General features: G+C 53.8%; 8 protein-coding genes and 1 pseudogene. 4 read left to right on the top strand and 5 right to left on the bottom strand.

Features of this window, described 5'->3' with window-relative positions; all coding sequences use genetic code 11:
* Positions 1 to 22 precede the first annotated feature (22 nt).
* Entirely contained in the window at positions 23 to 916 is an 894-nt protein-coding gene (locus tag C8N36_RS22890; protein WP_097806976.1) for a carbohydrate ABC transporter permease, read from the bottom strand.
* Positions 917 to 997: 81 nt separating this feature from the next.
* On the bottom strand, positions 998 to 2,251 hold the full coding sequence (locus tag C8N36_RS22885; protein WP_097806975.1) for an extracellular solute-binding protein: 1,254 nt from the start codon (positions 2,249 to 2,251) through the stop codon (positions 998 to 1,000).
* A gap of 116 nt (positions 2,252 to 2,367) precedes the next feature.
* On the opposite strand from C8N36_RS22885, the gene C8N36_RS22880 reads away from it, so the two are divergent.
* Both C8N36_RS22880 and C8N36_RS22875 read left to right on the top strand, forming a co-directional pair.
* Positions 2,368 to 3,528 (top strand): ROK family protein, encoded by a 1,161-nt coding sequence (locus tag C8N36_RS22880; protein WP_097806974.1) that lies wholly within the window; start codon positions 2,368 to 2,370, stop codon positions 3,526 to 3,528.
* 13 nt (positions 3,529 to 3,541) lie between these two features.
* Entirely contained in the window at positions 3,542 to 5,854 is a 2,313-nt protein-coding gene (locus C8N36_RS22875) for a PIG-L family deacetylase (protein WP_097806973.1), read from the top strand.
* Positions 5,855 to 6,681: 827 nt separating this feature from the next.
* Here C8N36_RS22875 and C8N36_RS22865 read toward each other — a convergent pair.
* Both C8N36_RS22865 and C8N36_RS24620 read right to left on the bottom strand, forming a co-directional pair.
* The gene (locus C8N36_RS22865) at positions 6,682 to 7,545 is read right to left on the bottom strand and encodes a methyltransferase (RefSeq protein WP_141468262.1); all 864 of its coding nucleotides are present in this window, start codon (positions 7,543 to 7,545) and stop codon (positions 6,682 to 6,684) included.
* A gap of 749 nt (positions 7,546 to 8,294) precedes the next feature.
* Positions 8,295 to 8,765, bottom strand: a pseudogene (locus C8N36_RS24620) (IS3 family transposase); the annotation flags it as partial.
* A gap of 224 nt (positions 8,766 to 8,989) precedes the next feature.
* Here C8N36_RS24620 and C8N36_RS22850 point away from each other — a divergent pair.
* The gene (locus C8N36_RS22850; protein WP_097806969.1) at positions 8,990 to 9,505 is read left to right on the top strand and encodes a hypothetical protein; all 516 of its coding nucleotides are present in this window, start codon (positions 8,990 to 8,992) and stop codon (positions 9,503 to 9,505) included.
* 6 nt (positions 9,506 to 9,511) lie between these two features.
* Here C8N36_RS22850 and C8N36_RS22845 read toward each other — a convergent pair whose 3' ends face one another.
* Entirely contained in the window at positions 9,512 to 12,229 is a 2,718-nt protein-coding gene (locus tag C8N36_RS22845) for an AsmA family protein (RefSeq protein WP_097806968.1), read from the bottom strand.
* Between the two features lie 724 nt (positions 12,230 to 12,953).
* Between C8N36_RS22845 and C8N36_RS24960 the strand changes: the two genes are divergently transcribed.
* Positions 12,954 to 13,065 (top strand): transposase (locus C8N36_RS24960; protein ID WP_484237537.1); only part of this gene is annotated, 112 nt, incomplete at its 3' end.

The raw sequence follows: 13,065 nt of genomic DNA, 5'->3' as shown, positions 1-13,065 counted from the left end.
ACGAATTTCGGTAGCCGTCATGTCATTCGCTCCGCAGCAGGCGAAGCTGGACCAGCGACACAATCAAAAGGATGGTAAACAGCACCACGGTTTGCGCTGCCGCATAACCCATATTGAAACCATTAAAGGCAGTGTCATAAATCATCAGAACCAATGGCTTTGTAGAATTCAGCGGACCGCCGGGGTTATTAGTGGTCATGTTGAACACATGATCAAAGATCCGCAGGAACCCGATGGATGAGAAGACAACGATAAATACCATCGTAGGCTTTAGCAGCGGCAGCGTGATTTGCGTCAGCACAGTCCACCAGCCGACACCGTCGATCTTTGCGGCCTCGTAAAAACTGACTGGAATGGCGCGTAGCCCCGCCATAAAGATAATCACCTGGAACCCAAGACCTGCCCAGATCGCCGGAGCCAGAACTGCTGGCAAGGCATTGGTGGTTGAGTTCAGAAACTCGATTTGCGGAATCCCAAAACCTGCAAGGATATTGTTGAAAAGCCCAATGGGGACACCTTGGTAGAACCAGCGCCAAACCCAGGCCATTGCAACCGCAGATGTCATGAAAGGTAAAAAATACAGCATCCGCAAAAAGTTGTGCATGAAACGCAACTTATCGAGGTGGTATGCGATGACAAAGCTTAGAACCAGCGACACCGGCGTGCCAATCAGTAGATAGGCAAAGGTGTTTTTGAAGACCTTCCAGAACACCGGATCGTTCCAAAGTGTGACGTAGTTGTCAAAACCCGTCCATGTGCGCGATCCCAGCAAGTTCCATTCTTGAAACGAGATCACAAAAGCCGTGCCAGTCGGATAAAAGCGGATCACCCCATAAAACAGGACCGGCAGTGCGAGAAAGCTCCAAGCCCAGACAATCTGTTTTTGCTTGATAGTGAGGTTTCGATACAGAGTCATTGCGAGCTTTCAAAAGCGGTAGAAATGCAGCCCGGCTTTGATCCGGGAGGGAGGAAAATCAAAGCCGAGCTGATAGGTCGATTACTTGTAGTAATCGTCGAGGATCTTTTGCTCTTCTTCAGCTGCGATGGCGATGGCATCAGCGGCTGATTGTCCTTCGATATCCATACGCGACACCATATCCATGAGCGCCTGACGCTGGCCGGATTCGTTGACGAATTTGGTTGTGTGGGCATAAGCCAACCCGCGAATGAAGGGGCCAAATACCTCATCATTGGCATTGGCTTCTGTCAGACCCACCGACGGCTTTGCCGGCAGTTCGCCAACCACATCAAGCCAAACCTGCATCGCATCGTCAGAGGTGATGTACTTCATGAACTTGACTGATGCGTCGTATTTTTCGCCCTCGGCCTTGGATGTAATCGCGTTTACCCAATAGGATGAGTAATTCGACTGTGTGCCATCAGGGCCAACAGGCAATTCTGCGACGCCCCATTTGAGCCCGCGGGTTTTATCCAGCGATCCGATACGGAATGATCCGTCGATATGCATGCCGGCGCGGCCCGCCTTGAATGCAGCTTGCGGCTCATCCATAAAGCCGAATGCAGTCACTTTGTGCTCCTTGGCGAGCCCCACATAGAAGTCGAGCGCTTTTTGGCCAGCCTCGGTGTTGTAGTTGACTGTCTTGTAGTCATCACTATACGGATCGCCGCCCATCTGGCGCACCAGAACTTCGCGGAACCAATGGTGATCTTGCGCGTTCATTCCAGCTGTTATGCCAACTTGGGTGATATTCCCGGCACCGTCGACAGCTGTCAGTTTCTTGGCTGTTTCTACCAGCTCATCCAGTGTGGCCGGAGGGCCGTCGATACCGGCATCGTCAAACAAACGCTTGTTGTAGAACAGCGCCAAACTGCGAACAGCCGTGGGCAGCGCCCAATAGTTGTCGCCCTCTTTCATGGCCTGCACCATCGGAAAGAACGATTCATCGATCTCGGAGACTGGAAAATCAGCGGCAGGCAACGGCTGAATCAGTTGAGCCTCTTTGTAGTCATTCAGCCAACCGTAGAACAATTGTACAACATCAGGCCCCTCGCCTGCTGGAATGGCCGCGGCAACCTTGGTGCGATAATCAGCATATGGAAAGTGAGTCATTTTGACAGTGATGTCGGGGTTTTCGGCCTGAAATCCTTCGATCAACTGCTCCATCGCAGAAACGCGCGCATCAAAGAAATACTGCCAGTATTCGATTTCCACGGCATGAGCTGCGCTTGAAAACAAAGCCGCCACACCGGTGAGGCCGGTAAACGCCAAGGTTCGAAGTGTCGATTTCATAATATTTCTCCCGTTTGATTCGCAGATTGCGCGATGCCGTGCGTTGGGCCGCGCCTCAAATGATGCACCATCATTAACTCAAGTGTATTGAATTATCAAGTTACTTGAGTTAATCGATGGATATGAACATCCTCCCCTCTCATTCCGGCAGCAATGCTGTGCGATCGCGCTCCTCGAACCGGCAAGCGGTTCTGGGGCGCATACAATCTGCCGGACAAATGGGACGCGCTGAAATTGCACGATCCTTGGGGCTCTCTACCCAAGCTGTGAGCAATATCATTGCCGAACTTGAGGAAGACGGGTTGTTGCTTGAGGCTGGCACACGGTCCGGCGGTCGGGGCCTTCCGGCGGTTCAATACAGTGTGAACGCTGAAGGAGGTTACGCGCTGGGTGTGGAAATTCGCCCCGATGCGATTTTTGCGGCACTGGTCGATTTACATGGCAATACCATCGCCACCCGCAGACGCGCGATAAAGAACAACAAACCTGACAAGCTGGTGGCAAAAGTCATCAAATTACGCGATGAAATGGTGCAAAAGACAGGTATCAACGCGGAACGCCTGATGGGGGCTGGCATCGTTATACCCGGACCCTTTGGGCAAACCGGATTGTCGGGCTTGGGATCCGATCTTGCAGGATGGCAAAGCATTGATGCGCGGACTTTGTTTGAAGACGCGCTGGGACTGCCGGTTGAGCTTAGCAATGACGCCAATGCCGCCGCAATGTCGGAACGGATCGCCCACGGGCTCAGTAATTTCGCATACCTCTACTTTGGGGCAGGTTTGGGTTTGGGACTGGTCAATCAAGGGCAACTGGTGGCCGGTGCCTTTGGCAATGCTGGTGAAATAGGGCATGTTCAAATCATGACCGCCGGTGGCCCTGCCCCGCTGGAACAACAGCTAAGCCGTGTGTCGATCCAGACCTTTATGCGCGCACAGCAACCGCTCGATATCGACGCGATTAGTGCGTTGTTTACGCAAAAAGACCCTCGCTTCTGGAATTGGCTAGAGGCTGCTGCCTCCGCTTTGTCGCAAGCTACCGGTTTGATAGAAAACCTGTTTGACCCTCAAACAATCATCTTGGGCGGAGCCATGCCTGACGCCGTGCTGAGCCATTTGATTGCCCAAACACACCTGCCCGATCTGTCCGTCTCGAACCGGACTGACAACCCAATTGCACGTCTGCAATGCGGAACCTGCGGACGGATGACTGCGACCTTAGGGGCCGCCTCGCTCATCTTGAACCGGGCCTTCACACCGCAAGCCGCCTCTTTGTAATCAAGGACATCAGATGCCCCTCACCAGCCAATCCCGCATTGCCAAAGACCGTTTAAAGCCGCGCATTACCGAGTTGTGGCGCGCTTTGGCTCCGCTGCAAACTGTGGTGTCCTTTATGAACACCGGCGCGCATCCCGATGATGAAACATCAGCGATGTTGGCCGCAATGGCGTTGCGCGATGGGATCGACATCAGCTATGCCTGCTCCACCCGCGGCGAAGGGGGCCAAAACGATATCGGCACCGAAGTCTCCGAACTTTTAGGTGTTCTACGCACAGCCGAGATGGAGCGCGCCTGCGATATTTTAAGTCTGCGCATGTATTGGCTATCAACCTCACAAAACGACACAATTTTCGATTTCGGGTTTTCGAAGTCAGGCGTCGAAACGATGGGGAACTGGGGACGAGACCGGACACTGGCGCGGTTTGTCGACATCTTGCGGACGGAACGCCCCGATATAATTTGCCCGACATTTCTGGATATACCGGGCCAACATGGCCACCACCGAGCCATGACCGAAGCCGCGCATCTCGTGATGGATTTGGCCGCTGATCCTGACTATTCCGGTAGCGATTTGCCGGTTTGGCAGGTGAAAAAGCTGTATCAGCCAGCGTGGTCCGGCGCGGGGCAGGCCTATGACGATGATTTGCCGCCACCGCCAGCGACATTGACAGTGTTTGCAGACGGAACCGACCCAGTCACCGGCTGGTCTTATGAACAAATCGGCCAACAAAGCCGCGCATTTCACCTAACCCAAGCAATGGGAAAATGGGTTCCAGCAGGGGCCGAACGGAACTGGCCGCTTCATTTGGCCCAGTCAAATGTAGCTGGCCCCGATGACACGGTTTTTGCAGGTCTTCCCTATGATCTGCGCGCCTTGGGGTTTGGGGATGCACAAGATTATATTGATGCCGCCCGCGCAGCCTTTCCCGACTTTGCGGCCGTCTTAAAATCGGCTTCAGCCGCTTTGACGGCGCTGGAACAAGGACAAGTTGCGCCAGAGCATGCGCACAAAATCGCCCGAAAACAGGAACAATTGGCACTGGTTATTCGCATTGCCACAGGTGCCCGGGTTCACGTCTCTCTTAGCAAGGATGCCTTACTGCCAACCGACGCAGCCCAAGTCGACATCGACCAGCGCAAAGGTTTGGAAACTAAGGCTGAAACAAGACTCTCTTTACCTAAAAACTGGTCACAAACATCAGATGGTGTTGCGCTGAAGAATGCGGATCTATCAGATCCCTACCCGTCTGTTTACCTTCCGCATCAACCTCAAGATCCGTGCCTGATCCTAAAACTGGAAACACATGGAACGGTCAGCGAAACGCGCATCGCCTTCGATATTCCGCCACTGGTTTTACCCGATTGTGTGGCTGAACTGTTGCCCCTAGCCGAGGTTATCAACCTCGGATCGGAGCGGCGCACAATTCAGGTGAATGTGAAACACATGGCCCCCAATGACGCCCGGCCAGCCCTTGAACTGCCCGATGAATGGGCCGCCACGGATACGGAAACCGGATTCTTGGTGTCGCTTCCCCGTGACAGCGCAGTTGGGACTAGAACAGCCAAACTCCTGCTCAACAATCAGCCAGCGCAAACAGTGCGCCGCGTTAATTATAGCCACATAGATCCACGCGCTTTGGCGCAGCCAGCCAGCGTGAACGTCGCGGTCCTTGATGCGGCGCTTCCGAACGTCAAAGTGGGGTATATCGGCGGTGGAAATGATCGCGTCGATCACTGGCTGGAGCGTATTGGCATGGATGTCGAGCCACTGACATCGGAGGATTTGCAATCCGACGCCCGGCTGGCCGAATTTGACAGCCTCGTTATCGGTATTTTCGCGATGAAATTCCATAAGGGGCTCGCAGAGCAAATGCCGCGTATCCACAAATGGGTGGCCGCTGGAGGCACCCTGCTCACCCTATACCACCGGCCTTGGGACAATTGGAACTCAACCACCACGGCCCCCAAAAGGCTGGAGATCGGACAGCCGTCGCTGCGATGGCGTGTGACAGATCAAAATGCGCTGGTCACACATCTGGTGGATCACCCCATTTTGACATCGCCAAACAAAATAACCCATGCAGACTGGCAGGGCTGGCACAAGGAACGCGGGCTATATTTCGCAAAGTCCTGGGACAAAGCCTATACACCCGTCTTGGAAATGTCCGACCCAAATGAAGATCCGCACCAAGGGGCTTTGGTGACCGCAAACATCGGGATGGGCCGGCACACACATTGCGCTTTGATCTTGCACCATCAGTTGGAAAAACTGGTACCCGGTGCGTTCCGATTGATGGCCAACCTGCTTGCAAAGCGAAGCTGACTTTCGATGGTGGCGCAAACACCTATCGCGGGGCGCAACAGTTTGCCACTTGCTGGAATTTTCTTATCGAGACCAAGCAGTGTGATCTTATGGCGGGTGAAAATGTATTCCCCACGACACAGGCCATCCTAAGGTTTGGTGCAGTCCGAGATGGTTAGGGCCCCTGAATCCCCTATGGAGCACCCTACCAGCCCCAAATCTGTCAGGGGTTGTGGAAACGCAACGGTTAAGATGGCTGCGCCACAATCCCTTAATTCGGGGTAATAGCTTGCGCTGGATAACCTTAAACAAGCGCATTGCCAGCGAAGGCATCTTGCATCCCACGCGCCAATATCCGCGCATCTGTTTGGTTAAAGCCAGTAAGTCGAAGATGCAGGTCACCCGCCCTTGAAGATCCCGCCATTTTTTTAACCCAGTCGGCGGCATCAAGACAAATGGGATTGCCAATTGACCTCAGAGCATTGATCAGTTCGGGTTGGGGGCATTTCAATCTTTTCAATGATCACACACTTCGCTGCGGTGGTAAAAATCCCCACGACCGGTGGAATGCTTGGCTGTTGTTATGGAAAGGCAAAAACGGTCGCCTTCGAACGTAAGCTGGCTTAAACGAGCAAATGGGGCGAGACAAAAGCGCTGACGACCGGAATTCTTGTCCACTTCACAGCCCAAAATCTAACAAAACTATACCAAGTTTTCAGCGGGGCACTGGCTGAATATCCAGCAATCCAAGATGCCATAACCGTCCTAAACACCGCGCAACATCCGGCTTCTTGTCGATGCCCTCTGCCAGTGTGCGGATACCATCGACGCGCCCAAGCGCCTGCGCGTCACCCGGGTCCAGATCTAGCTGCAAGCCAATTGAATCGTCTGGCTCCAACCACGAGGCAGGAGCCTGATAAGTTCCTTTTTCGTGCCGACTGGTCTGATAAAGAACATGATCCATCAGACGTGGAACCACCGTATCGGGCGTTGCAAACGGATCTTCCGGACATTTCACGCAACAGTCGCGCAACGTGCCGGCCAGCATTGCCTACAGGCCAGGATGCCGCGCTGAAATGGCGAAAAGACGGTGCCCGAGCAATCGGGCGGCGCAAGGTAAGGTATCCAAAAGCGATCGAGTTGATGTTCTGCGCCGCAAACCACTCTTGCCAGCGGTCTGAAACACGTTCGAATTCCTGCGGGTTGGAATTGGCCAGACTTTGGTTCCAGTTCTTTGCGTGCTCACGTGGTGTGCGATTGGAATAGCTGATGGCAATGGCGTCCAAACCGCTTTGCGCCACAAGACGCTGCGGTTCAGCGGCAAGCTCGGCCGGATCGCTGGCCCAATTGCAAAGCATCTGTGCCACGCCACCGGGCGAAAGGTGTCGGCTCGCACCGGCGATGGCCTCTCGCAAAAGTTGTGCAGCAGGGCGTTCGCCATCCCTGTAAATCAGGCTTTGATCCGGCGACATAACAAATGGAAGGTTCCCGACGATCTGATCCACAGTTGCGTCGCCCAATGGATCCAGCAAAGACCCTTCTAGGAACCTCACCCGCCCGCCCCCATTCATTGCGGCGTTTATCCGCGCCAAAGCCAGTGGGCGCGGGTTGATATCAGTGCCGCTGACCTGTGCGGCCTCCGGTGCCATTTCCAACGCCAACACACCGGAACCGCACCCCATGTAGACCGCGTGGCGAAACGGCCCGGACACCAAAAGGTTGTTTTAAATATCGGTCGTTTTTGAGAACGCCGACACGGACAGTGCCGCCGTGGACTGATGACGTGCAGGGTCTCCTGCAAGCAACAATGCGCCGCGCCGTAGGATCGAGACATTTGAGCGAATGTTGTCCTGATGCGTTTCCAGTAATCGCGACTGCACAAGGCCCGGAAACAGGCTTTGAAACTCTGTCTTTGCGACAACGGTCTGTGAAACAGCTACACCTTTAGAAAACAACGCAACAAGCACCGTTCGGGTCCCCGCGTCCCGTTTGGCGTCTTGTCCGGTCTCTTGCGCCTAAAGATAGCCATGGCGGTTCAACAGACTGCCAAGCGCGGCATAGACGTCTTGCAGGCTCATTCTGCTGCCCCTCGGAAAAGTTGAGTAACTTTCATCTGTTGATATTCAATTTCCGTGCAAGTCAAAATAACCGTCAGTTTCCACAATCCCCAATTGATTATTGAATTGTAGGCAAAAATTGTGATTTCGGCGAGGTATTTACCGCCTCTGTTGCCAAAACATAGACATAGCCTGCAAACACCAAATTTCGATTATGGGTTCGAAGGTCCGTTTTTTTTCACAACACCAGATTCTCTTGACCTAGTCGCCGTATAGCTCCGGTCCTTTTCGAACAATGTTTGCGATGCGCGCGATTGAGCATGGCAACGAGATGGCCGTGGTTTTGTCTTTGAACGCTTTGGCTGCCTTGATGACAATGAACGCGGGGCTGGTGATCCCGCCGTGCGTGGGATGCCCAGCTTGGCCAGCGTCTGACGGCCTGATAAGTGGCTTTCTTCGACCAGCCGGATGATCTCAAGCATCTCAGATGCAGTATCTCATTCGTGGTCGCCGCCACTGCCTGTCATGCTCTTTTGAGAAGACGCAATTCAAGTGTTTGCTCGGCCACGACTTCCTTCAGATCGCGTGCTTCGCGGCGCAGATCTTTGAACTCATCAGTCGTAGCGGCGCGCGCCGTATTCCCAGCCAACCGTCGTTTTCCAGCTTCCATGAAGCCCTTCGACGACTTGTAGTTGACCGCCTGCGATATACCTTTCGGCGGCTCAGCACAGCTCAGAAATGCTGTCTTCGCCGTGCAGGCCGTCCAAGACGATCCTGATTTTCTTTTCGGATGAGTCATGCTTGCGCGTGGCCCGTTTGGTATCTTTGACGATCTTCTCGCCAGGGCTTGTGCGTGTTCCGGTTGTCTGTCTCATCTGCCAGTGGGTACGATGAGCCGAGAACGCTCTTTGATCAAATACCGCCATTGGGAACCACAAGCGCTGACGTCAGACACGCGTTAAATCGATCCAGAAGTTCCAACTTTGGATGCACTGGATCTACACCGTACAATTTGCCAAGGAGACGCCTCATGGACAACCTCTGGTCATTTTTGCTTTCCTTCCCCATGATGTCCCCAATCAGACCAAGGGGCATTCCAATGAAAAACCTGTCATCCGTTTTGCTGTTCATATTCTCTGCGTCAGCTCTTAGCGCACAGAGTTATGAACAATGGGGAGAGGCCGGAGACTGGAAAATCTTGGTCAACGTAGATGAAGGCAATGGGTGCCTTGCCCAAAAGACGTTCGAAGATGGAACACTTGTGCAAATGGGTGCGGAGCCATTGCGCGCGGGTGGCTTTTTTGCGGCCTATAACGCAGCTTGGGTCAATATCGAGGACGGAGCAGAAGGCACAGTCAATTTCGATTTCGGAGACGCGCGGTTCGCAGGGGACGCTATGGGAAAATTCATGGAAGACACTCCGGGTGGCTATGCCTTCTTTGACAATCCTGCGTTCCTGGATGAGTTCGTCAAGCGTAAGAATGTCGTGATTTCCGGCGATGGAGGGAACGAAGTCACCATCGATCTGTCTGGTACAACAAAGGCTGTTGCCGCTCTTCGGGCGTGCCAGAAGGAACAGCCGGACATAGATTCCGAAGAACCCGCGTCCGACTAGATTTTATTACTGCAGCTGGCGCATGTCGGGCACACAGGGTTTGCGGTTGGCTGGCATCTGGTCAGCCCCGTCGGAGCGTCTACTGCGCGAACCACCGACATCCAGTTTGAATTTCGGGGCTGACAGCTGGCCTGTCACATCAAATGGCCATGCGCTGCGTGCCAAAGGCTTACCGACACGGCGAGGTTCGGCCCGCAATGCAATACGGTCTTTCTTCCAATCGATTTCGCCCTTGGCGACAAGTTGAACGCTGGCCGTCTCGGCAACGATACTGTTGGATGTCACCCGACCTGCATTGATTTGCACAGGGGCCACCACACAAACGATATCAGTATATCGCTGGCGCAGTTCTTCGGAGAACAGCCAAGGAAAAATCCCGAGGCCCGCGAGTTCGAGCAAACTGGTGCTGATGCCACCGTTCGACATAGCGATAGACGCGGTTCCACGCATCGAGTTTATGTATGTCTGCACGGAGGTCAGGTTACCCGTCACATCGAAATCCCCGCGCAGCTTGCCGTGCGCATCAATCCCCAATCCTGCAGCCTTCAGAATTTTGCCAAAGTCCCACCCGCTCGTGGCTCCGGAGACCGAAACATTTCGGGGTGAGTTCACCAGATCGGCTGAGGCCGAGATCCTGAAATATCCACCGCCGTAGTTCACTTCAAGTGGTCCGAAGCGCGCCTTGCCTTGCTTAACGGCAAGATCGCTGGAAACTGATGACACACCTTGTTGGCCAGAAATCTTCCGAATGTCGATTTCGACCGCCAGATCAGTCTTGGTCAAAAGCGCTTCGAGATCCAAAATCTCGGCTGGCTGGTCTTTAGGCAGTACCAGCGGTTGCACATCCGTATCTTCTTCTGTTTCTTCTTTGGGTAAGACAAGAGGTTGGACCTCGGGTTTTTTGGTGCCATCCGAGAGGGATGCAAGCTGTTTGACCGCGGCCATTGCGTCTTGCAGATCCTTGAGGGCAATGTTGTCGCTGTCGATCTTGCCGCGCACGACCGGCACATCCTCTGCAAGACTGGTGCTCAGCGACGCAAGTATCCGCGACGACCTTGCCGCCAAACCCAAGGTCGTGCTGAATTCGGTCCCTGCTCCTTCGGCGCTGGCCGTTATTTCTAATGCACCCGAATCGACGGCTTTTAGTTTGAGTGCCCTCAAAAAACTGGCGGACTCTGCGATGTCGAGATCCAGAGCGAACGATATTTCTTGCAGCTTCATAACATCACCAAGCGCCGCGTTCACCGCCAGCGACCAAAGCTCTGTGTCGACCGTGCGCGCATCCAGTTCTGTCAGGCCAAGGTGCCCTTTCGCGTCATCAACAATAAAGTCGACTTCAACCCCACCGAATTTCGCGGCATCTTCTGGTTCCAGATCACGCAGTATCAGGTCAGCCGAAGCAGCCAGCCGCCCTTGAAACGCCAGGTCCTTGAGTTGCAAAACATCGTTGATGTCGCCGGTGGCATCCAGATAAGGCGCATCCTTTGGACCAGCCTTAAGAGAAATATCGTCCATCGCCAAAGTGCCCTCTGGCGTGCGGTGAATCCGGCCGATCTTGACGGGTCCAACTTGCTCCAATCCTTGATCGAAGGCATTGGTCGCAAAATTCAGGCTTTTAAATTCCAGTGCATTGTCTTGGCTGACGATGTGGGTTTCGATGCCCATCAGCTTGATATCCTTCAACTCAGCAGCACGTCCGGGCGGTTTGCCTTTCGGGTACAATCGGGCGAGAAGCTGGAGGTCAAACCCTGTTCGGGTCAGCAAGTTTTCTGCACTGCCAGAAGCCGAAAGCAATTGCCCTTCCGCGAGGGTGACAGCTGCCTCTAGGTTGTCCACCTTCAGCAGCCCCTTTTGGCTGACCACGTCAGCTGTCAGTTCGCCGTTTCCTTCCAAAACCCGTTCAAGCCCGATAACGTCAAGGAAATCCCCGAACTCGCCGGTGTTAAAGCGAAATGCAGCCGAGTAGCCACCGCCCTGTTCAGCCGAAATGGGTGTGCCATTGAGCGAGATTTCCATATCCCCGAAAGAAGCCAAAGTCGTAAAAGGGTTGCCGCGTGGGAAATCGCCTTTGATCTGGAAATCCTGCCCATTTATTCCCCCCGCCCCCGTCACACCAACCCGCGCCCCATTCTCCAATTGTGCCAACGAAAGTGCTTCGAGATTAAAAACGAAGGTGAAGCCGGATGTTTCATCCTCGATTGTCAGGCCCACCGACGAAAAATCGGCCGTTCTTTGGCTAAGAAACGCGAGAATATCTGTGTCTGTCTCTGCTCCGGTCGTATCTGTTGGATCGGCCTGCGTTGCGGCTTTGTCCGGCAGCGGCGTTGTCGATGGTGTCCAACTTGTTGTGCCGTCATTTTGGGTCAGAAGGTTCACTTGCATCCCGTCAACCTTCAGGTTGTCCAGATCAAGGCTCCCTTGCAATAAAGCTACCAGATCAAGGTCAAATTCCAATAGATCGAGATTAGCCAGCGTGGTGTCTTCGATGGCCTTGCTGGGGATCTTCACGCCTGAGACGTATATGTGACTAACGGGACCGACCACGACCCGCACATCTTCTTCAACCAGCAGTTCCTGGCCAATCAGATCGCTCAAGGTCGATGCAACAATCGAACGCCGCATCTCTGAAAAGATCGGACTTGCCAAGACGACCCACCCAAGTGCGAGAACCCCAACCACAAGGCCAAGGAGCAGCACGGTCATCCGGGTAAGTAGTTTTGACATGAAGAATTCCTGTTGCAGTGAATCGCGTTCACCAGTGTTACCATGGCAAGGAAACCTGCCCTAGTTGAAATGATGGTGCCCGCTAGGCAGTCCCACTTGTGTGGTCCAATTTGAAAGTTAGTACATGGTTGATCGGGGTGATGACCTCTGGCGCAGGTTGGCGGCAATCGCCAACTTTGGTCCGCCACTTTTCTAATCAAAGGGGCGGACCACTTCTAAGGCGGGCTCATATGCAATGCGAAGGAGGAGTCCCCCTGCGCGATACTCAGTTCAGAGTATTCTTGCAGATCACGCCATCTTTCATGATCAGTCGCATCGTCGGGATGTCACGAGGACGCGGTTCAGCGTCGTACCATATTTCGTTGCCGCCGATGACAGTGATGTTTTCAAGGGGGTTTCCATCAACAATAAGACGTCGGCATAAGCGCCTTCCGCGATCAAACCAAGAGGACCTTCGAGGTAAGGGTTGGCTTTTCCCGAGCATGCAAGAAGTTCGGCTGCCGAAGAGGTTGCCGCAACAAGCATTGCATGATTGTCGAAGAGTTCAGCGTGGAACCACTTTTCGTGATCCGTTTGTGTCCGGAACTATTCAGCAGGGGCAAAACGATGTCAGACTGGAACGCCATTTTTGGTTGGATTTCCTTGACGTTCTCAAAAAATCTGGACCTATCGCGGTTTGATGCCGCTCCTTTGATAGCATTTACTGCAGCAAAGGAGACGGGCTATCGGACTGAAACGGAGGGACGAATTGCGCCATGATGCGGTGCGTATTGCACTGACAAGCGGGCTAACGCGCAGGGAAGTAGCTGACGATCTGGGGGTCGGCATGTCAACGC

This window comes from Pelagimonas varians (genome assembly GCF_003208435.1).
Classification (GTDB): domain Bacteria; phylum Pseudomonadota; class Alphaproteobacteria; order Rhodobacterales; family Rhodobacteraceae; genus Pelagimonas; species Pelagimonas varians.
The sequence above is the reverse complement of the archived record's forward strand: the minus strand, read 5'-3'. Positions and strand labels throughout refer to the sequence as shown.

What these genes read in the sequence shown, in the direction of transcription:
- C8N36_RS22850 (WP_097806969.1), top strand. Translation starts at nt 8,990, where the DNA reads ATGAAAAACCTGTCATCCGTTTTGCTGTTCATATTCTCTGCGTCAGCT.
- C8N36_RS22845 (WP_097806968.1), bottom strand. Translation starts at nt 12,229, where the DNA reads ATGTCAAAACTACTTACCCGGATGACCGTGCTGCTCCTTGGCCTTGTG.
- C8N36_RS22890 (WP_097806976.1), bottom strand. Translation starts at nt 916, where the DNA reads ATGACTCTGTATCGAAACCTCACTATCAAGCAAAAACAGATTGTCTGG.
- C8N36_RS22885 (WP_097806975.1), bottom strand. Translation starts at nt 2,251, where the DNA reads ATGAAATCGACACTTCGAACCTTGGCGTTTACCGGCCTCACCGGTGTG.
- C8N36_RS22875 (WP_097806973.1), top strand. Translation starts at nt 3,542, where the DNA reads ATGCCCCTCACCAGCCAATCCCGCATTGCCAAAGACCGTTTAAAGCCG.
- C8N36_RS22880 (WP_097806974.1), top strand. Translation starts at nt 2,368, where the DNA reads ATGGATATGAACATCCTCCCCTCTCATTCCGGCAGCAATGCTGTGCGA.